Origin of the sequence: Mongoliibacter ruber (genome assembly GCF_003003005.1) — a bacterium.
GTDB classification, from domain to species: domain Bacteria; phylum Bacteroidota; class Bacteroidia; order Cytophagales; family Cyclobacteriaceae; genus Mongoliibacter; species Mongoliibacter ruber.
In genome coordinates, this window is sequence record NZ_PVTR01000003.1 from 211801 (window position 1) to 233359 (window position 21559).

A 21559-nucleotide genomic window follows, 5' to 3' on the forward strand; every position below is an offset into this window, starting at 1 on the left:
GCTTCTTAAATATTTGCTAATATTGGAATAAGATTTGAAAAGCTTTCAGTTGAAACCTTAAATTAATGAAAAATACACTTATAAAGTCAGTAGTTGTCGCATTTTTTTACATCATTCAAGTAAACGCTGGGATCGCCCAAAAAAATACCGCTTTTAAATCGGGAGAAGAATTGATTTTCAAAGTGAGTTATGGATTTTTAGATGCTGCTGAAGCCAAAATGGTCATCAACCCTTTGGTTTCTTCTGTAGATAACAGACCTACTTATAATATAGATGTGTACGGCGAAACCCTAGGTGTTTTCAAACTATTCAGGGTAAATGACAACTGGGGCACATATTTGGACACTGCCAAAATCATCCCCTATCAGTCCTACAGACATATAGAGGAGGGCAAATACCGAAAACATGAGCGCGTGATTTTTGAACATGACAAAAAAAACGCCCATGTACGGCTTTATGATAGGGAAAACAAAAAACTGGTAGATACCAAAGATTATAAAGTCCCTCCCAACGTGCAGGATATAGTGAGTGGATTTTACCTTTTGAGGACTATGGATTTGAAAAAGCTTAAAAAAGGAGACTCTGTAACCTTAACTGGTTTTTTCGACAAAGAAATATATAACCTAAAGTTAATATACAGTGGAAAAGAGAACGTATCCACCAAAGGCGGGAGTTTCTCCACATTTGTTTTCAAACCGGTAATTCCCAAAAACAAACTTTTCAGAGGAGAGCAACCCATCACAATCTGGGTCAGTGATGATAAAAACAAGATCCCCGTAAAAATCAAAGCCAAGCTGATGGTAGGGTCTTTGGACATGGAATTGATGGAAGCTAAAGGCTTACGTAATAATTAATTCACTATTAGGTAACTTTTATTTAACATTGAGAGCCTAAAATAAATTTAATGTTGTTTTTCCTCGGCTTTATCATGGCAATGCCTTTTTATGTAAAGGCTTTTTTTAAATTAGCATCGCCTTAGGGCATATCATAAACCCGCCAAACTCAAATGAGCGATAAACCGAAAGTAAAAGTACTGGTAGTCGATGACGAACCGGACATTGTAGATTTATTGTCTTACAATCTCAAAAAGGAAGGCTATGAAGTCGAATCTGCACAAGACGGTATCAAGGCAGTAAAAATTGCCGCTAAGTTTAATCCCGATGTGATTCTTCTTGACATCATGATGCCCCAGCAGGATGGAGTCGAAACTTGCAGGCAACTCAGAGAAATCCCTGAATTGAAAAATACTTTTATCATATTTTTGACAGCAAGATCTGAGGAGTATTCTGAGGTAGCCGCTTTTGACGTAGGGGCGGACGATTACATCACCAAACCCATCAAACCAAGGGCTTTGATGAGCAGAATAGCCGCTTTGTTTAGAAGAGAGTCCAAAAAAGAGCAGGAACTTTCACAGATCAAGATCAAAGACTTGACCATAGACAGGACAAGTTATACCATAGACAAGAGCGGTAAAATCATCACATTACCTAAAAAAGAATTTGAACTTTTGTATTTCCTTGCCAAAAACCCTAATATGGTCTTCAGTAGAGATGATTTGTTGCAGAACATTTGGGGAGCGGATGTATTTGTATTGGCCAGAACGGTCGATGTTCATATCCGAAAAGTGAGGGAGAAAATCGGCGATGACTATATCACTACTGTCAAAGGAGTAGGTTATAAGTTCGACTTGAATTGATTATATGTTGACCACATCGAGGGGGATTTCATTTGTATTGGCTTTAGCGATTTCGGCCCTCACCGTAGCTTTTTTATTTTTGCTGGACGATGCCACGCCCACCTTGCTTGTAGTGGCTGGAGGCATTTCCTTTTCTGTTGCTTATATCCTCATGAATATCACTTTGGAGTTTTTGATCTTCAAAGAGATCAGTAATATATATAGTGTATTGGAAAAAATACAGAAAAAGGACTACACCTCTATTGCTGAAAAATCCACCAGGCTATCCATCTCACCGTTGAAGAAAATCAACAAAACGATCAATACTTACGCCCTTTCAAAGAATAAAGAAATAGAAACCTTACAAAAAAATGCAGCTTTCCGAAGGGAATTTATCGCTGACATTTCCCATGAGTTGAAAACGCCCATTTTTGCAGCACAAGGCTATATTCACACCCTATTGGATGGGGCCGTGGAAGATAAATCTGTCAGGTTGAAGTTTCTTAAGCGGGCAGCAAAAAGCCTAAACGCACTTGATAAGCTGGTTCAGGATCTCTTGACCTTAAATCAGATGGAAAGCGGTGTGATCAAATTTCACTTTGAAAAATTTGATCTGGCAGAAGTCATTCTTGAAGTCATTGAAGAGTTAGAGCACAAAGCATCAAAGAGGGACATGCTGATCCGTTTTTATTATGACAAGGAAAAGGAGCACTTCACTTTTGCGGACAACGATAAGATTTTCAGGGTTTGCCAAAACCTTATTTCCAATGCCATCAAATACAATCATGACGGTGGAGAGGTGGAAGTACACCTGAAAATATCCAAAGGGCAAAAACTTATTGTTGAAGTCAAGGATAATGGAAAAGGTATCCCCCCTGATGATCTTAAAAGAATTTTTGAGCGTTTTTATAGAGTGGAAAAAAGCCGGTCAAGGGAAAAAGGAGGGACAGGTTTAGGCTTAGCTATTGTCAAGCATATCCTAGAAGGACACAAAAGTAAGATATCTGTCAGCAGTACTCTGGGCAAAGGGTCTATATTTAGCTTTGAGCTACCCTTGGAGAAAAGAGAAGTGTAGAAGCGAGAGAAGAGAGACGAGAAGCGAGAGGTTAGAGACAAGAGGCAAGAATTAAGGGTTGATGGTGACCTTTGGGGTTTCCAAAACCCCGAAGGTCTGGATGGAGAAAAGAGGGGATGCGAGACCGAATAGAAAGGATGAAAGCTTGTCCCCAAGTATTTCGGGGGAGAAGAAGCCAGATACAAGAAATGCAGAGGAGAGATCTAAAAAAATAAGCCTCGTAAATCGTCCTTCTTAAATCATATTTTTTCGAGACTTGTTTTTGAAGAAAAGCGATTCTAGCCAAGCCCCATAGGGGCGATCGATATAATAGCCTAGGGTTTTAACCCTAGGATTTTGAAATATTAATGTTTTCATGTTTTTGGCCGAAGGATGGTCAGAAGAGAAGAATGCATTTCGCCAAAAACAGATATGTGAAGTAAAAGATAAAGAGCGTGAGTGCAGAAGTAAGAATTAAGATGAGGTGATGGTGACCTTTGGGGTTTCCAAAACCCCGAAGGTCTGGATGGATAAAAGAGGGGATGCGAGAGACGAGAAGCGAGAGACGAGAGAAGAGAAGCGAGAGACAAAGTGACAACCAAGAAGCGAGAGACAAGAAATACAGAGGAGAGTTCTAAAAAAATAAGCCTCGTAAATCGTCCTTCTTAAATCATGTTTTTTCAAGACCTGTTTTGAAGAAAAGCGATTCTAGCCAAGCCCCATAGGGGCGATCGATATAATAGCCTAGGGTTTTAACCCTAGGATTTTGAAATATTAATGTTTTTATGTTTTTGGCCGAAGGATGGTCAGAAGAGAAGAATGCATTTCGCCAAAAACAGGGATGGGAAATAAGGATAAAGATTGAAGAGCGTGAGTGCAGAGGCAAGAGTTAAAGGGTTGATGAGGAGATGCGAGAGCCGAGAAACAAGAGGCAAGAATCAAGAAAGAAGGGAGATGCAAGAGACGAGAAGAAAAAAGTCCCGTCAAATCTCATTTTCAGTTTCAAAATTAAGTGAGTCTCATCTTGTCATTTCGAGTTTTTAAAATTTAGCATTTACAGAAAGGAAATGACAGTTGGTGTACGTCATCCTGAACCGGAGCTTGCGGAGGTGAAAGATCTCCTTCCCTTGAGAGTAGGAGATTCTTCACTACGTTCAGAATGACGATCCCTACACATCTGTCATTGGTAACATAGAGAGAAATCTTACCGCAGTACAACCCAGTCGCAATGTAATTTCAATTGCTAATTCTAATTTTTTATCGACTAAGGGATAGATTTGATGTTAAAGATGCCGCGTTATCCTAAGGCTGCACCTTCGGAATCTTGAGTGTAGAGCTTATAGCTCATAGAGGCACATACTAAATGAGTTCTCCGAAATTGTTGAAATACAATACTATAGCGGATTATTTTTAACTAAAAATAATTAACCAAATCTTGTCTTTTGAATTTTTAGTTTTTAAATTGACTAAGTAATTATTTTAACCTCTAATAAACTTTTAAAAATATGAAGAATTACTCCCCCCCTCCTTTCTTTGAGCTGAATGTCATGAAAAATTTAATTTATGCTCTCACTATAGTTATTGTTCTTATGACCAGCTCTTGTTCAAAAAATGATGAATTGCCCGGATTTGGGGTAGTAGTTGATATGATGGTATTTATCACGGTTTTAGACAGTCAGGGCAATAACCTATTTGATCCTAGGCAGGAAAGATATTACGACCCGCAACATATCAAAATCTTCTACGATAGAAATGGAAAGTTAGAGGAATTCTATGAAAGCCATCTCGATATGCGCAGAAACTTCCGGGTAGCTCCCTCGGGCTTTGGAAGAGATTATGGGATGGATTTGGTTTTAAGTGAAAAGACAGTTATCCAGTGGAATGAGCATGAAAGTGACACGATTCATGCTGAAATTTACAAAACTGACGGTCCCCATATTAGGGTAACTAAGGTTTATTTTAATGGTGAATTGAAATGGGATGTTGAAGATTTGACGGGTAGAGAAATTACCATCATCAAGTAAGAAAAGCACATTCCGGAAACTTAGATAAAAATCCTTCCCAGCGGAAGGATTTTTTTTACCCCATCCTTTTTCTACCTTTGCAAGCTCTTTGAAAGAGGCACGGGGAAATACATGAAAAAAATAGACTTTAAAGATTTGATTCTGTTTGAAAACGAGGATTACCTTGTTGTCAATAAGCCTCCCTATTTATCGACATTGGACGATAGGCATGAAGCCCAGAATATTCTGGAACTTGCCAAACAATACACCCCTGATGCCCAGGTGTGTCACCGTTTGGATAAGGAAACTTCAGGCTGCTTAGTTATCGCCAAACACCAGGAAGCTTACCGCAACATCGCCATCCAGTTTGAAGACCGGAAAGTCCAAAAAATCTATCATGCTGTAGTAGAAGGAATCCATCAATATGATCAATTATTGGTGGACCGAAACATCTACGCTAACAACAAAGGATTCGCCAAAATCACCAAAGAGGGAAAGCCTTCCCAGACTGTATTCCATACGGTCAAGACCTACTACAATCATTCATTGATAGAATGTAGGCCAATCACCGGAAGGCTGCACCAGATAAGGGTGCACTTGGCACACCTCAAGTCTCCCATCTGCGGAGATGAGACTTATGGAGGCAAAGCTTTGTTCCTGTCATCTTTAAAGAGGCGATTTAACCTCAAAAAAGGCACTGACGAGATGCCCATCATGCAAAGAGTGTCGCTACATGCCTATGCCATAGTGTTTAAAGGTCTAAAAGAGGAGTCCATTCATGTGGAAGCTCCTTACCCTAAAGACTTTCAGGTATTGGTCAATCAGTTGGAGAAAAACAGCTAACTCCAAGAAAATGTGGGCAATAAATTACTTTCTTTTGCAATAAAAAGAAATTACTTCTATCTTTGTGTCCCTTTTTGAGGGTGAAGTATATTTAACAAGCTAATAATTAAACATTTACACAGTGGATACATTAAGCTACAAAACCAAATCGGCAAATGCTGCTACTGTAGATAAAAAGTGGGTGGTAGTGGATGCCCAGTCTGCAGTATTAGGTAGGTTTGCAAGTGAGGTTGCCAGAATTTTGAGGGGTAAGCACAAGCCTTATTTCACCCCTCACGTAGACTGCGGAGACAACGTGATTGTCATCAATGCAGACAAGGTAAGATTGACCGGAAGGAAAATGGACGAGAAAGTTTACGTCCGTCACACCGGATACCCAGGTGGTCAGAGAATTTCTACCCCAAGGATACTGAAAGACAAGTCAGCATCAATTCTTGTGGAGAAAGCTGTAAGAGGCATGTTGCCTAAAAACAGATTAGGAAGACAGATGTACAGAAATCTTTTTGTTTACAACGGTTCCGAGCATCCTCATGCTGCTCAGCAACCAAAAGAAGTCAAACTTTAATCTCAGCAGTTTATGGAAATTATCAACACAATCGGTAGAAGAAAGACATCTGTTGCTAGAATCTACATGAAGCCAGGAAATGGTGAGATCACTGTCAACAAGAGATCCATCGAACAATATTTCCCTTTTGATCTGCATCAGATTGTTGTAAAGCAGCCATTATCTCTAGTAGGAGTTGACGGTTCTTATGACATCAACATCAATGTAGATGGCGGTGGTATCAAAGGTCAGGCTGAAGCTGCTAGAATGGCAATTGCCAGAGCACTTTGTGAGTTTGACATTGAGCACAGGTCAGCATTGAAAAAAGAAGGATTCCTTACAAGAGACCCAAGAATGGTTGAACGTAAGAAACCAGGACGCAGAAAAGCAAGGAGAAAATTCCAGTTCTCAAAACGTTAATCTGGAGATTCTTTACATTTTATATCGAAACTATATTATTTATTAATGGCACAAATAGAATATAAAGACTTACTGGATGCTGGTGTTCATTTTGGACACTTAACTAGAAAGTGGGACCCGAGAATGGCGCCGTATATCTTCATGGAGAAGAACGGAATCCATATCATCGACCTTAACAAAACGCTTGTTTGCCTAGAAGAAGCATCCAACGCAATCAAGCAGATCGTTCGCTCAGGAAAAAAAGTCATGTTCGTTGCTACTAAAAAGCAGGCGAAAGATTTGGTAGCTGACGAAGCGAGAAGATTAAACATGCCCTTCGTAACCGAAAGATGGTTGGGTGGTATGTTGACTAACTTCGCTACTATTAGAAAATCCTTGAAGAAAATGTCTACCATCGACAAAATGATGAAGGAAGACGCTTACAAGAATTTGGCTAAGAAAGAGCGATTGATGATCACAAGACAAAGAGAGAAATTGGAATCTGTATTGGGCGGTATTGCTGACCTTACCAGACTTCCTGCAGCTCTTTTCATTGTTGATATCAAAAGAGAACACATTGCTATAGCAGAAGCACAAAAGCTTGGTATCCCTGTTTTCGCTTTGGTAGATACTAACTCCAATCCTGGAGAAGTGGATTTCCCAATCCCTGCCAATGACGATGCATTCAAATCTATCTCTTTATTGGTCAAAGCATTCGGTGCAGCTATTGAAGAAGGTCTTTCTGAAAGGAAAAAAGACAAAGAAGAAGCTAAACTTTCTGAAGAGGAAGAAGCTAAGAAAGCTGTAGATGCTGGATCTGAAGAGTAATCCACATTGAAATATACATTATAAAAAAATTGAACATGTGGTCCAGACCTGTGTTCAATTTTTTGTTTTTACCAAACCTTTGAGGTTTTTCAAATTCTTTTGGTCTAAACTCACAAAGTTTAAACCTCGAAGGTTTCATCATGAGATACTGTCCAGTTTTAAAAGTTGACAGGTCTCGCTCAAAAAAATAGAAAAAGTTTAATCTCATAAATTGACGAAAACAATGGCTATTACTGCACAAGAAGTAAACAAATTGAGACAAATGACCGGAGCCGGTATGATGGACTGTAAAAAAGCCCTTACTGAAGCTGAAGGTGACTTTGAAAAAGCTATCGATATCCTTAGAAAAAAAGGTCAGAAAGTGTCTGCTTCCAGGGCTGACAGAGAGACCAAAGAAGGTACTATCGTGACTCACGTAAGTGAAGATGGTACAGTAGGTACTCTTTTGTCATTGACTTGCGAAACTGATTTCGTAGCTAAAAACGACGAGTTTGTTGCTTTTGCCAACACACTTTTAGACTTGGCGGTAGCCAACAATGCAAACACTGCTGCTGAAGTAAATGCACTTCCTTTCGAAAGCATTACAGTAGCTGAGAAAATCATTGAAATGACAGGCAAAATCGGTGAAAAAATCGAAGTGTCTCATTTCGAAAAAGTAAAAGGTGAAGCAGTAGTTCCTTATATCCACTCCAATGGTAAATTGGGTGTTTTGGTAGCTTTGACCAGCACTAGTGGTGCAAGCGTGGAAGATGCAGGTAAAGACGTAGCCATGCAAATCGCTGCCATGAACCCTGTAGCTGTAGACAAAGACGGTGTAGATGCTTCAGTAATCGAAAGAGAAATCGAAGTAGGTAAAGACCAAGCAAGACAAGAAGGCAAGCCTGAAGAAATGCTTGAGAAAATCGCTTTGGGTAAATTGAACAAGTTCTACAAAGAAAACACTTTGTTGAGCCAGGCATTTGTAAAGGACAACAGCAAAACTATTGCTCAGTACCTTGACAGTGTAAGCAAAGGCATGACCGTAGCTGAATTCAAGAGAATTTCTATCGGATAATTCTTTGTAGATATAAGACTTAAGACTATAGAATAAAAAAAAGCTGACTTCGAGAGGGGTTGGCTTTTTTTGATAACCTTTGAGGTTTTAAAAACCTCGAAGGTTTTACCCAAAAAATACATTTTAAACCCTCGAGGTCTGGAAGACCTCAAGGGTTAGCAGAGACCAGGCATTCCGCCGCGGCAGGCAGCAAGGTCTAAACTTCCAAAATTAATTTTTAATAAAAATATATTTTGGATCAGAAAGGTAGTCCTCGAAGAGGTCGCATGTTTATAGGAAAAGCATAAAATGGGTTTATTCGACCCCATCGGGGTCGGACCCTTCATGAGGTATTCGATGCTATAAACATATGATCCCTTTGGGATCGATGGAGGGGTGAAAATCATGGGAGAAATGATCCTAGAGAACAGAAAATCTTTATAATATCTATACCTGACAGGTCTCTTCGACTCTAGACTCCCAAAACGATAGAAGCCTCGATATCCAATTTTCTACTGATTTCTCTTGCGATTTTTAGTGTCGGTTCACTTTTCCCATTCAGGTACTCGCTGATTCTTGAAGTGCTTACTCCCAGATATTCAGAAAGAGACTTTTGATTTAAGCCTCTTTCTTGCATACGAAGTTTGATAGCTTCCGGCAAAGTTGGGTTCAAAATAGGGTATTGTTTCTCTTCATAATCTGCTACCAAATCAGAAAGCAAGTTCAATTCAACAAATCCTTTTGTATCAGGATTTTCTATATTATCTGGATTGGAAAGTAGTTCTTCGATCCTTTCTACAATAGCATTATATTCTTTTTCAGACTTAATCATGATTCAAATGTTTTGAATGTCCTTAATTTTATCATACTCAGCATGTGTACCGATGAATCTGATATAAACCTTTTTTGCATTGAATGAAATAATTGCAATCAACCGATATGTATTTCCTTTGATATTAAAAACAAATCGATGATTGCCCACATAGTCAACTGAATTGAAATCGTTTTTTATATCATTTAATGAACTCCAGGCTTTCTTACTTGTAGTAGAATACCAGAATCGCAATGGCAATTCAGCATCAGCATGCTTTTTTGCAAATTCCTGTATTCGTTTGTAAGTAACAATTCTCATTAAATTTTTGTAAGAATGAATTATTCTATATTACAAAACAAAGTTACAAAATATGTAATTATTTTACAATGCCTTAAAAACTGAATTTAATTCACCATACTTCTCACTGACAGACGAGGTTTCTTAAATAGAAAGTTAGACCTCGAGAGGTCACATGTTTATAGAAAAAGCATAAGATGATTTAATTCGACCCCGTCGGGGGTCCTTTCATAAGGTATTCGATGCTATAAACATATTATCCCTTTGGGATCAATGTCGAAATAACTTGGAATAATTGGACTCGAATTTTTTATAATATAAACTGTATAAACACCAAACCCTCGAGGTCTTGAAGACCTCAAGGGTTTACTAAGGCCTTTCAGGTATAAACTTCCGAAAGCACCCTATGAGTTTTAGCTTCTATATCTGGTTCCCTACTGATTTTACACATGTTCACCGAGCTTGGATACGCCAATCTAGGATTAACCCATGTATCATGTTGCCGTCTATAAAAGCCCAGTCAAATACATATCCAAAAGTGATTTTTTCAGAAATTCTTTTGTCGAAGTATTTGACTGAAAATTGAGGAGATACTGCTCCTTCAAAACCTTTGTCATATTCCTGAGAAATAATGACACCATCGCGTTCTAAGGTATACCTTCCAGTCAACATTTTTCCAGCAAAAACAGATGCTCCAAATCCAAGCTTGACTTTGCTTGTTTCTGAACGGAAAACTGTCCTTTCCAAACCCCCTTGTACTCTAAAATTATAATCATACCAAAATGAATTGCAAGAGACGGAGCTAAAACAGAATGGAATAGTTTCTATACCAAAAAGAAAATAGGGTCTCCATGTTCTTTCAGTCTTTGTAGATGGGATATAGCCTAGATGAACTCCTAACCCTAAATCAGCTCCTCCGTCAAATATATAATTCTGAACTACATTGCCATTCGCTCTTACAAACCATTCCCTATCATTTTGTCCAAAAAGGTTCAAAGAAGAGACAAGAAATAAAATCAACAGAGATTTTTTCATGGGATTTAGGGGTTAAACCGGACAATCTTCGGCGCTACAGTAAATTGAATTTCGTATCCTTTTCTTTCAAGACATTGGTTTATTCTCTTGGACCTTCACAGTAGGCAGTAGCTGAATTCAAAAGAAGTCAACTACTGTCATACATATATTTTTTAGAAGTATTTAGAAATATATACAATGAGCCAGTTATTTACAGATTTAGTTTATAGGCTATGCCCAAAAGGTTCCTCATGAAGCCTTCACCAAATATGGAAGGTTCATAAAAACCAAAAATGGAGAATTTTGGGATCCAATGGGGTATAAGATTCTTCCATAAATCCCTAAGGCAGGATAGCTGACGGTATTGTCCCTGCCGGGGGCAACATTTGGCTGAAGTGATGAAATCACCATACCTCCTGCTCCTACTAAGATATTGCTATTTCCAATAGAGAAGTTAGTTTCCCATTGTCGTCCAAACTGTAAGCTAGAAGTCCATGACTTAAACCCATGATAAGTCAAATCGCTAAGTCTCTGGTTGGAAAATTTGCTGATGTTTAATACTGCTTGCCACCTGTTTCCTTGATTTTTAAAATCTAAGCCAAGACCTATAGAAGCACCTCCTACAGTCTCCCTGTTTGGAATATCGGTTTGAGTCCCTACGCCAAGCTGAAGGAAAAACCCTAATTCTGTTTGGCAATAGGAATTGAAGGCTAAGAGGGTGAATAGTAAAACAATGGGGATTGTATTTTTCATATCAAATAAATAGTTTTCAATGTTAACGAAATAAAAATTAGGTCACAAATAATCAAGATAAAACTAAATATTTGAAAAGTGCAATAAAAAGCATTAATGAAGAAAAAATATTATTTATTTATCCTTTTAAGGTTGTTTTTATAGAATTTATTTTATGTGGAGGATTTTAAAAAATCCCTTAATCACGTAGGTGTTGGCATGTAGCATGATGGGCCTTGAAAAAAATGAGTGTTTAAAGTAGAAGTGTTAGGGACGGATTCAATATCCAATTTCCTACTGAGTTTTTTTGCTTCGATCCTTTCCGTCCAAAGCTTTCGCTATTATCTCCTTATGATCAAATGCCAATTCCGGAAGTTCAGATGTCGGGAACCATTCGGTTTCAGCACTGTCCGATCCGGATTTTGCCATTGACATCAGCTCCTCAATACATTCGAAATAGTAGGCAATGGAAATTGTCCACCCTCTTGGGTCTCGCCCTTTTTCTCCAAAAACCCCAATCATGCTTAATGGCTTCAGGTCGAGATTTGTTTCTTCTTTCAGCTCCCTTTGAACAGCTTTTTCGGGAATCTCATCTTCATCCACAAAGCCACCGGGCAAAGCCCATTTGCCTTTAAATGGATCATTTTTCCTTTTTATTAGGAGAATGCTGTTTTTTTCGGTACATACCACTACAGCATCTACAGTAACTGCCGGCCTCGGGAAATTATATGAATAAGTCATAAAGAGAAGATTAATTTTTGTAGAACTGTTGAATTGACGAACTGTTGAACTGATGAACTGATGAACTGTTTAATTGTGGAACTGATGAACTGTTGGTAACTTCTTGATTCATTATTCATCATTTGAAATTCGATATTACTTATCCTTCCCAAAAATCCTAGGTCCCTAATTTAATCAGCTACCTCTCCGAATTGCCCCTTGTAAATCGTAATTCGTCATCCGTAAATCCCTTCATCCCTTCCCTGTTTTTGGCGGATCCTATTTCTCACTCTTTGACATCCCTCGGCCAAAAACAATTTCAACGTTCTGGCTTATAACCCAGGGTTGAAACCCTGGGCTATTATATCATCCGCCCTTACAGGGCTGAGTTTTTCTCCAACATACAGACCTTCTTGATTCATCATTCATCATTCGAAATTCGATATTCTTTACCCTTCCAGAATTCACCTTACCAAGTACAATTGACATTCCTTGCCTCTGCCCCTCGTAAATCGTCAGTCGTAACTCGTAAATCCCTTCATCATTGAAATTCGATATTACTTACCCTTCCCAAAAATCCCAGGTCCCTAATTTAATCAGCTACCTCTCCGAATTGCCCCTCGTAAATCGTCAATCGTAACTCGTCAATCCCTTCATCCCTTCCCTGTTTTTGGCGGACCCTATTTCTCACTCTTTGACATCCCTCGGCCAAAAACGATTTCAACGTTCTGGCTTATAACCCAGGGTTGAAACCCTGGGCTATTATATCATCCGCCCTTACAGGACTGAGGTTTCCCCCAACAAAGACAGACTGTCGACTTCTTCTTGATTCATTATTCATCATTTGAAATTCGATATTCATTTCCCTTCCAGAATTCACCTTTCCTAGTACAATTGACATCCCTTACCTCTGCCCCTCGTAAATCGTCAATCGTAACTCGTAAATCCCTTCATCCCTTCCCTGTTTTTGGCGGACCCTATTTCTCACTCTTTGACATCCCTCGTCCAAAAACAATTTCAACGTTCTGGCTCATAACCCAGGGTTGAAACCCTGGGCTATTATATCATCCGCCCTTACAGGGCTGAGGTTTCACCTAGCATAGACAGACTGTCGACTCCTTCTTGATTCATTATTCATCATTCGAAATTCGATATTCATTTCCCTTCCCAAAAATCCCGGGTCCCTAATTTAATCAGCTACCTCTCCGAATTCCCCCTCGTAAATCGTAATTCGTCATTCGTAAATCCCTTCATCCCTTCCCTGTTTTTGGCGGATACTATTTCTCACTCTTTGCCATCCCTCGGCCAAAAACGATTTCAACGTTCTGGCTTATAACCCAGGGTTGAAACCCTGGGCTATTATATCATCCGCCCTTACAGGGCTGAGGTTCCCCCTAGCATAGACAGACTGTCGACTCTGTCAATCCCTGATTAGTGTTGACCGTTTTAAGATTGATTTTCGTTGTTAAATATATTCATAACTCCTTCTTGATTCATTATTCATCATTCGAAATTCGATATTCATCACCATACCAAAAATCCCGGGTCCCTAATTTAATCAGCTACCTCTCCGAATTGCCCCTCGTAAATCGTCAATCGTAACTCGTCAATCCCTTCATCAGCTCTTCAATCTCCTCTGCTTCTATGGGGATATTGCGCATCAGGTCAAAATAGCCATTTTCTTGAATGACGATGTTGTTTTCCAACCTGATCCCTAAACCTTCTTCTTGGATATAAATCCCCGGCTCAACAGTGAATACCATTCCTGGCGTTATCGCCTCATACATCGTTCCCACATCATGCACATCCAAACCTAAGTGATGTGATGTGCCGTGCATAAAATATTTTTTGTACGCAGGCCATTTTGGATCTTGGTTTTTGATATCCGTTTGGTCTATCAAGCCTAAACTCACCAACTCAGCCTGCATGATCAAGCCTACTTCTTTATGATAGTCTTGTATATTGACTCCTGGTCTTAGAATATCCATAGCTAAGCGCTGAACCTTTAGCACTGCATCATATACCGCTCTTTGTCTTTTGGTAAATCGGCCATTCACCGGGATGGTTCTGGACATGTCAGCAGCATAATTGCCATATTCCGCCCCCACATCAAAAAGGATCAAGTCACCATCTTTGCAGACTTCTTTGTTTTCAATATAATGCAACACGCAGGCATTGGCGCCTGAAGCGATGATGGGTTCGTAAGCAAAGCCTTTGCTTCGGTTTCTGATAAATTCATGGATAAATTCCGCCTCGATCTCATACTCAGTCACTCCTGGCTTGACAAAAGAAAGAATCCTTCTGAACCCCTTTTCGGTAATGTCACAAGCCACCTGCATCTGATCGATTTCTTCCTTTTCCTTTACGGCTCGTAATTCATGCATCAATGGCGCCACCCTCTGATAAGTATGCAGCGGATACCTGTCTCGGCAACTTTTGATAAATCTGGCATCGCGTGTTTCCACCACCACACCAGCCCTCAGGTGTTCGTTGGTATTCAAAAATACATTTTCATTCAAAGCCATCAACTTGGAAAAGACACTTTCAAAATTGTCAACCCATTGGATATTTTCAATTCCTGAAGCCTCCATCGCTTCTTCTTTGGTGTATTTATGCCCCTCCCAAATGGCAATGTGTTCGTTGGTCTCCCTCAAAAAAAGTATTTCACGCAGATCAGGATCCGGAAAATCAGGACAAATCACCAAAATACTTTCTTCCTGATCTATACCAGAGAGATACAGAAGATCATTGTTTTGTCTGAATTTCATCGTTCCATCAGCATTGGTCGGCATGATGTCATTGGAATTGAAAATGGCCAAGGATTTTGGGGGGAGTTTGTCGGCCAGTTTTTTTCTGTTTTTGATATATACGGTATTAGAGATTGGGGTATATTTCATGGTTTTGATGGATATTTATCGATATTAAATGGATAATAGGTAGATATTGAAATATAGTAGAAATACATTGAAATAGTAGCCTACACCTTTCCGTCTAAGCTGGCCTTTTGTGGCAATGATATTCTCTATGGATATTAATTGAAATATGGTAGAAATAATTAGAAATATGTTGAAATAAAACCAATCTTCATTAGTGAAAATCAGTGCTATCTGTGGTTTTTATTCTTGTTAGTTCTTCATTTAAAAATACTTTGAACTGTATAGGGCCAATTTCCCCTCACTAAGCAAAGATAATTTAATCTAGTAAAAAGGAGGTGTAGTATCCTGTATATATGAGATATCTTGTAATCCCAGAAACACTTTTATTTTTGTATTTGAATCAGTTGCGCAAGCTGGGTGTTTATGTCAGAGGTCAACAAGGAATCCAGTTTATCGAAAAAAAGTTTGCATGCAGTATAACCTAAAGGAGTTGCCCAACGGCATCAGAATAGTACATCAGGAAATCACCCACACCCGAATGGTGCATTGTGGTTTTGTGCTCAATATTGGAAGCAGGGATGAGACGAAAGAAGAAGAGGGCTTGGCTCATTTTTGGGAACATATGGCCTTCAAAGGCACCCAAAAAAGAAAAGCTTACCACATCATCAATAGATTGGAGTCTCTTGGCGGAGAATTGAATGCTTACACCACCAAAGAAAAAATTTGTTTTTATTCCAGTACCTTGTGGGAACATTTTGGCAAAGCGGCTGAGCTGCTTTGTGACATTACTTTTAATAGTACTTTTCCCAAGAAACAGATTGAAAAAGAGCGTCAGGTAATTTTGGAGGAAATGTCCATGTACAGGGATTCCCCTGATGATTCTATCCAAGATGAATTTGATGAATTGGTCTTTGAGGGCCACGCTCTTGGGCGAAACATATTGGGTAGTGAAGAGACTGTGGGTTCATTTACGCAACAAGACTTCTTTGACTTTATTTCCTCCAGGTTGGATACCACTCAAATTGTATTTTCTGTCGTTGGCAATATCACTTTCAAAAAGGTTCTCCAAAAAGTTGAAGGATTTTTATCCAATATACCCATGAAAAGGAGCCTTTTTGTCCGAAATGATTTTTCCACCTACTTACCAAAATTCAAAGTAGTGGAAAAAGAAATCACCCAATCTCACTGCGCTATCGGAAAAACTGCATTTTCCATGCATGATTCAAGGAGGTTTAAGCTGTATCTGCTCAACAATATCCTAGGTGGTCCGAGTATGAATTCCCGCCTCAATTTGGCCCTAAGGGAGAAGCATGGCTATGTATACAGTGTCGAGTCTCATTATCAGACCTATTCTGACACAGGATTCTTTGGGGTCTTTTTTGGAACAGAACCAAACACACTCAACAGGGCAAAAAAAGCGGTACTCAAAGAGTTGGAGAAACTGAGAGAGAAAAAACTAGGAGTAATGCAACTTCACATGGCAAAGGAACAAGCCATAGGTCAAATGGCTATGGCCGAGGAAAATTACGCAGCACTCATGCTGGTTTTTGGTAAAAATCTCCTGGATAAAGGGAGAATTGATTCCTTGGACACTATCTTTGAGGTCATAAGAAAAGCCAGCGCCGAAGAGCTTCAGGATATTGCAAACGAAGTTTATGCAGCTGATCAACTTAGTTTCCTTACTTACCTACCTGTCTGATTATGGAGTTTATTGCACCGGAATTACTTAAATATTGTGAGGACCATTCAAGTCATGAGGATGAGGTGCTTTCTCATATTGCACGGGAAACCCAAGCGAAAGTAATGATGCCGAGAATGCTATCGGGGCATCTTCAAGGAAAAACTTTGGAACTGATGGTAAAAATGCTTCGCCCAAAAACCATCCTAGAAATCGGCACCTATACCGGCTACTCTGGGATCTGTATGGCGAGAGGTTTGAAAGAAAACGGTAAATTGATTACCCTCGATATCAACGATGAACTGGAAGCCATGGTCAGAGGTTTTTTTGAAATGGCAGGATTGACGGATAAAATCGACTACCAACTGGGCAATGCTTTGGACCTCATCCCTCAACTGCCAGGTACCTTTGATTTTGTGTTTATCGATGCAGATAAAGCCAATTATATCAACTATTATAATCTTGTCGTTGATCGGGTGAATCCCGGTGGCATCATTTTAGCGGACAATGTTTTATGGTCAGGCAAAGTGTTGGTAGAGGAAGGAAAAAAAATAGATAAAGACACCAAAATCATATTGGAATATAACCAAATGGTTCAAGAAGATCCCAGGGTAGAAAATGTGTTACTGCCCATTCGGGATGGATTAATGATGGCAAGAAAATTATGAAAAACGATACTACGCTAAAGCTTACCGGACTTTTAACTTTTCCATTACTCTTTGCATTGGTATTTTTGGCTTCCGCCCAGATCCCCCAGGTTCCAAGGGAAATTCAATTTGCAGACCTCCTTGTCAAGATCAATGAACAAGCCCGAAGGGAAATTCAATTGGATGTGGATGCGCTTTACAGAAACCCCTCTTACTTTCGTATTAAGGCGGAGCGTGCAAACCTTTTTATGCCTTATGTAGAAAGAGAACTCAGAAATGCAGGCGTCCCAGAGGACTTGAAATACTTGGTCATTCAGGAATCAGGTTTGATTTCAGATGCAGTCTCTTCATCTAATGCTGTCGGTTTTTGGCAGTTCAAGCAAGGGACAGCAGAAGAGGTCTTTTTGAGGGTAGACAACCAAGTGGATGAAAGAAAAAACATAGTCTCATCATCAAGAGGTGCTGCACTCTATTTAAAGAAGCATAACAATACATTCGACAATTGGATGTGTGCATTGGTGTCCTATCAAATGGGTCTTGGAGGGGCCAAATCTTATTTTGGCACTCAATATAATGGAAAAAGGGTTGTTGAATTGGACAGGAACTCTCACTGGTATTTCAAAAAATTTCTAGCACATAAAGTTGCTTTTGAAGGTCAATTGGGGATGCTTGTAAGCAATACCGGATACTTGGAGGAATTAAGAATCCAGGGACCTACCACGCTTAAAGCCATAGCACCAAGACTAGGTGTGACTGAAGCGCACTTAAAAGAATATAACAAATGGGCAGTCCGGGGAAATGTGCCCGGTGACAAGCCATATTCAATTGTATATGTCAAAGAAGGACTTCCACAGGCCAACCCAGCCGTGATACAGAGAGAAGTAAGCACTCAGAGTTCTCAACAAGTTCAACAAAATGTCGTGACCACTGCAAGTACTTTCCCAAGGGTCACAGGCAATACGCAAAGGGCATCGCAGCCGGATCAGATCCAAGTAAACAATATTGACGGAGTATTGGCTGAGAAAAATACGAGTCAAGAGGTCTTTACTGACAATATTGGCATCAGGGAGAGAAGATTTAGACGTATCAATGACCTAGATAAGAATGAACCTGTAGAAGCAGGCCAATATTATTATACCAAACCTAAAAAAGGAAAAGCCGAAGTTGAAGAGCACGTAGTACAACCAGGGGAAACACTTTGGTCTATCTCCCAAATGTATGGAATTAAACTATCGGCACTCAAATCCAAAAACCGAATCAGGGAAGACAGAGACTTGAGGGCAGGTATGATTTTAAACCTACAGCAACCTAGAAAACGAGGAGAAGAGATTCCTTTTGTTCCTGCTTCTGAATACCAAAAAATAATGGCTTCAAAAGAGGAAACGACTGTTGCTACTCAACCCAGACCTACTGTAAGCAGTTCCAACACTTCAAATCCAGCTGGCTCAGCGAACAACACTCCTTCCCAAACTTATAATAGCCCCGAAAAAATCGTTCACACAGTACTCCAAGGTGAAACGCTTTTCAGGTTGAGCCAAAAATACGGCGTATCTGTGGATGATATCAGAAAATGGAACAACCTTCCTGACAATACCATCAAAGTTGGACAAAGGATTACCATCAACAAACCTTAATCCACCTTCTCTATACATCATGAATATCAGAGTCTTTCTCCTATTTATTATACTTGGTTTTTCCCAAAAACAACTTGTCTTAGCTCAGGACAACCTACAGCTTGCCGATACCTTGTTGATAAGCGGTGATACCATCATTATGTTGGGAGATTCTATTATCATCAAACAAAAGGTCAAACCTGTCTATTGGGAAAAAGGAGGCAATTTTAACCTGAGCATCCAACAAGTTAGCCTTTCCAATTGGAATGCAGGCGGGGTAAGTAATATGGCTTTCAATACAGGACTTGTCATGTTTGCCAACTATAAAAAAGACAGGGTGATTTGGGACACAAAATTGACAGCCAATTTCGGTTATAACAGAATCTCCGAAAGGCGATTTAAGACACGAAAAACCAATGACAACTTTATTTTTATCACCAAGTACGGCAGGGAACTAACATCAGTATGGTACCTGTCAACACAAATAGATGCGAGAACGCAAATGTTAGCGGGTTATAGGTACTTTAGGCCTCCAGGAGCTGAAGAAGATGCAAGAAACAGGATCTCTGATTTACTGGCGCCCGCCTATATCCAATCATCTACCGGTCTCAATTACCGCAAAGAGTATGACAATAAAGACAAGATATCTTTGATTGCTTCCCCCTTTACGGGCAGGTTTACGGTAGTAATGGATGACTCACTAAGTAATGCTGGTGCATTTGGCGTGATTCCGGGAGAAATGGTGAGGGCAGAAGCAGGTATTTCATTTGGTTCTACCACAGACATTCAAATCCTGGAAAACATCAGATGGAGGGCAGATATGAACCTATTCTCTAATTTTGAGAAACTAGGCAACTTTGTAGTCAATTTCAACTCAGTCGTTTCCATGAAAGTAAACAGATTCATTACAACCAGAATTGAGACGGTGTTGATATATGATGAAAGTGTGTTTATCCAGCAGGAACAGGGACCTCCCCGGCAGGCGATTCAGTTGCAGAACATGATTAATTTTGGGATTGGGATTGACTTCTAGAAGTCTGTTTCAAGCCCAAATCTCTTCTGCAATTCTTTGAGCGCCGGAGACTTCTCAAGCAAAAAAGAGAATTTATCCGAATTGGTGTATAATTTTCTTACTGAAGGGTCTTCTGATTCTTCTGTGATTTCGGCATGCATGAGCAGAGAAGCATTGTTGAGCTTTTTTCTCAAGAACTTCAATACTTCTGGTTTGAATTTTTGAAAAACATCCTCCTGAATATCACCGATCAACTTGAATTTTATTTTTTTACCCTCTAGAACAAAAGGTTGTTTTAAAACAGTGATCTCAAGACTTTTCCCCTTCTTTTTATAATCCTCAATAATTTCTGAAAGAGCTTCCCTAATAGTACTTTCATCAAAATCATCTTCCCCTATTACCGCTACCTCTTGTTCCGGAGTTTGGTTGGCCACATTTTCGGCTGATATTGAAATACTCTTTTTATCCTCTACGTTTTTTCTGGCTGCAGAAATACTCGTTGGGATTGAAAGTGTTTTTAGTACTGGAGATTTTTTGGAAGCAAATGGATTGGCATCCTTAAATAAAGCGGGAGCAACGTCAGTACCTGGACTACTTTCTTTTGAATCAGTTAAGCTTTTTTTTTTGACTCTTCTTGAGCGAGTACTGCCAAGGAAATAGCTTGTGGTAATTTGGCCAGTTTCATCAAGGCCAACTCTACATGTAGTCTTTGGTTTTTACTAGCCTTGTATTGTATGTCACATTGATTGCAAATGTTAAGGGCTGAGAGTAAAAAGGACATACTGGACTCTTGCGACTGCTGCAAATAGCGTTCTTTAGCGCTATCAGAAACCTGAATAAGCTGTACTGTCGCTGCGTCTTTGCATACCATCAAGTCTCTCAAATGCTCAGTAAGCCCAACGATGAAATTATGCCCATCAAATCCTTTTTTTAGGATTTCATCAAAAATCAAGAGAACATTGGAAATACTTCCCGCAAGTAAAGCGTCGACAACCTTGAAGTAATAATCATAATCAAGTATGTGAAGATTGTCGATGGTCTCCTGATAGGTAAGCTTATTCCCTGCAGAATAAGTGACTATAAGGTCAAAAATAGAAAGTGCATCCCTAAGAGCTCCATCTGCCTTGGTAGCGATCAAGCGGAGTGCTTCGTCCTCATATTCGATTTTTTCCTCTTGCGCGATATACTTGAGGTGTTCTGTGATGTCGTTAATTTGAATTCTGTTGAAATCAAAAATCTGACACCTTGAAAGAATAGTTGGAATGATTTTATGCTTTTCTGTAGTGGCCAAAATGAATATGGCATACTTGGGAGGCTCCTCCAATGTCTTCAAAAAGGCATTGAATGCTTGGTTGGAGAGCATGTGCACCTCATCAATGATATATACTTTGTATTGTCCCTGCTGCGGTGCGTACCTTACTTGCTCCACCAAGTTGCGGATATCCTCCACAGAGTTGTTGGAAGCAGCATCAAGTTCGTGTACATTGAAAGACGCATTGTTATTGAATGCCTTACAGGAGTCACACTCGTTACAGGCCTCAAAATCAGCCGTAAGATGTTCACAGTTTATGGTTTTGGCCAATATTCTGGCACAAGTGGTCTTACCCACACCTCTAGGCCCGCAAAATAGAAATGCCTGAGCGAGGTGATTATTTTTGATGGCATTTTTCAAAGTCGTAGTGATATGCCCTTGGCCTACTACACTTTTGAAATTGGAAGGTCTATACTTTCTAGCTGAAACAACAAAATTTTCCATCACCGCAAGATATAAAATTAT

21 protein-coding genes are annotated in these 21559 nt (G+C 39.6%); 13 read left to right on the forward strand and 8 right to left on the reverse strand.

What is annotated here, in order from left to right; all coding sequences use genetic code 11:
- Window positions 1-65: 65 nt before the first annotated feature.
- The 9 genes from CLW00_RS06540 to tsf all read left to right on the forward strand — a co-directional run bounded on the left by CLW00_RS06540 (window position 66) and on the right by tsf (window position 8400).
- Window positions 66-854, forward strand: coding sequence for a DUF3108 domain-containing protein (locus tag CLW00_RS06540; RefSeq protein WP_106132857.1), 789 nt, complete (start codon window positions 66-68; stop codon window positions 852-854).
- A gap of 152 nt (window positions 855-1006) precedes the next feature.
- Window positions 1007-1696, forward strand: coding sequence for a response regulator transcription factor (locus CLW00_RS06545; RefSeq protein WP_106132858.1), 690 nt, complete (start codon window positions 1007-1009; stop codon window positions 1694-1696).
- A gap of 4 nt (window positions 1697-1700) precedes the next feature.
- A complete protein-coding gene (locus CLW00_RS06550) occupies window positions 1701-2750 on the forward strand; it encodes a sensor histidine kinase (RefSeq protein ID WP_106132859.1) in 1050 nt (349 codons plus the stop codon).
- Between the two features lie 1484 nt (window positions 2751-4234).
- On the forward strand, window positions 4235-4753 hold the full coding sequence (locus CLW00_RS06555) for a hypothetical protein (RefSeq protein WP_245917187.1): 519 nt from the start codon (window positions 4235-4237) through the stop codon (window positions 4751-4753).
- Window positions 4754-4864: 111 nt separating this feature from the next.
- A complete protein-coding gene (locus CLW00_RS06560) occupies window positions 4865-5575 on the forward strand; it encodes an RluA family pseudouridine synthase (protein WP_106132860.1) in 711 nt (236 codons plus the stop codon).
- Between the two features lie 121 nt (window positions 5576-5696).
- A complete protein-coding gene (gene rplM, locus CLW00_RS06565) occupies window positions 5697-6140 on the forward strand; it encodes a 50S ribosomal protein L13 (protein ID WP_106132861.1) in 444 nt (147 codons plus the stop codon).
- 12 nt (window positions 6141-6152) lie between these two features.
- The gene (gene rpsI / locus CLW00_RS06570; RefSeq protein WP_106132862.1) at window positions 6153-6539 is read left to right on the forward strand and encodes a 30S ribosomal protein S9; all 387 of its coding nucleotides are present in this window, start codon (window positions 6153-6155) and stop codon (window positions 6537-6539) included.
- Window positions 6540-6584: 45 nt separating this feature from the next.
- A complete protein-coding gene (gene rpsB / locus CLW00_RS06575; protein ID WP_106132863.1) occupies window positions 6585-7346 on the forward strand; it encodes a 30S ribosomal protein S2 in 762 nt (253 codons plus the stop codon).
- Between the two features lie 223 nt (window positions 7347-7569).
- Window positions 7570-8400 (forward strand): translation elongation factor Ts, encoded by an 831-nt coding sequence (gene tsf, locus CLW00_RS06580; protein ID WP_106132864.1) that lies wholly within the window; start codon window positions 7570-7572, stop codon window positions 8398-8400.
- 451 nt (window positions 8401-8851) lie between these two features.
- Here the strand turns inward: tsf and CLW00_RS06585 are convergent, their stop codons facing one another.
- The 6 genes from CLW00_RS06585 to CLW00_RS06610 form a co-directional block, all read right to left on the reverse strand.
- On the reverse strand, window positions 8852-9211 hold the full coding sequence (locus CLW00_RS06585; protein WP_106132865.1) for a helix-turn-helix domain-containing protein: 360 nt from the start codon (window positions 9209-9211) through the stop codon (window positions 8852-8854).
- Between the two features lie 3 nt (window positions 9212-9214).
- Complete coding sequence (locus CLW00_RS06590) at window positions 9215-9511, reverse strand: type II toxin-antitoxin system HigB family toxin (RefSeq protein ID WP_106132866.1); 297 nt, start codon at window positions 9509-9511, stop codon at window positions 9215-9217.
- A gap of 432 nt (window positions 9512-9943) precedes the next feature.
- Window positions 9944-10525 (reverse strand): hypothetical protein, encoded by a 582-nt coding sequence (locus CLW00_RS06595; RefSeq protein ID WP_106132867.1) that lies wholly within the window; start codon window positions 10523-10525, stop codon window positions 9944-9946.
- Between the two features lie 228 nt (window positions 10526-10753).
- Window positions 10754-11257, reverse strand: a complete 504-nt coding sequence (locus tag CLW00_RS06600; protein WP_106132868.1) for a hypothetical protein — start codon at window positions 11255-11257, stop codon at window positions 10754-10756.
- A gap of 273 nt (window positions 11258-11530) precedes the next feature.
- Window positions 11531-11977 (reverse strand): NUDIX domain-containing protein, encoded by a 447-nt coding sequence (locus CLW00_RS06605; RefSeq protein WP_106132869.1) that lies wholly within the window; start codon window positions 11975-11977, stop codon window positions 11531-11533.
- A 1571-nt stretch (window positions 11978-13548) separates the two neighbouring features.
- Complete coding sequence (locus CLW00_RS06610; protein ID WP_106132870.1) at window positions 13549-14853, reverse strand: aminopeptidase P family protein; 1305 nt, start codon at window positions 14851-14853, stop codon at window positions 13549-13551.
- A gap of 448 nt (window positions 14854-15301) precedes the next feature.
- Between CLW00_RS06610 and CLW00_RS06615 the strand changes: the two genes are divergently transcribed.
- From CLW00_RS06615 to CLW00_RS06630, 4 genes are read left to right on the forward strand one after another with little or no spacing between them, the layout of a single operon-like run.
- Complete coding sequence (locus CLW00_RS06615) at window positions 15302-16531, forward strand: M16 family metallopeptidase (protein WP_106132871.1); 1230 nt, start codon at window positions 15302-15304, stop codon at window positions 16529-16531.
- A 2-nt stretch (window positions 16532-16533) separates the two neighbouring features.
- Window positions 16534-17178: an O-methyltransferase gene (locus CLW00_RS06620; RefSeq protein WP_106132872.1), complete on the forward strand. Its 645-nt coding sequence runs from the start codon at window positions 16534-16536 to the stop codon at window positions 17176-17178.
- A complete protein-coding gene (locus CLW00_RS06625) occupies window positions 17175-18791 on the forward strand; it encodes a LysM peptidoglycan-binding domain-containing protein (protein ID WP_106132873.1) in 1617 nt (538 codons plus the stop codon). Before CLW00_RS06620 ends, CLW00_RS06625 begins: the two co-directional genes overlap by 4 nt.
- 19 nt (window positions 18792-18810) lie before the next feature.
- Entirely contained in the window at window positions 18811-19803 is a 993-nt protein-coding gene (locus CLW00_RS06630) for a DUF3078 domain-containing protein (protein WP_106133076.1), read from the forward strand.
- Here CLW00_RS06630 and CLW00_RS06635 read toward each other — a convergent pair.
- Both CLW00_RS06635 and CLW00_RS06640 read right to left on the reverse strand, forming a co-directional pair.
- On the reverse strand, window positions 19800-20216 hold the full coding sequence (locus tag CLW00_RS06635; RefSeq protein WP_245917188.1) for a hypothetical protein: 417 nt from the start codon (window positions 20214-20216) through the stop codon (window positions 19800-19802). The genes CLW00_RS06630 and CLW00_RS06635 overlap by 4 nt on opposite strands.
- 176 nt (window positions 20217-20392) lie before the next feature.
- Complete coding sequence (locus CLW00_RS06640; RefSeq protein ID WP_106132875.1) at window positions 20393-21538, reverse strand: DNA polymerase III subunit gamma/tau; 1146 nt, start codon at window positions 21536-21538, stop codon at window positions 20393-20395.
- Window positions 21539-21559 lie beyond the last annotated feature (21 nt).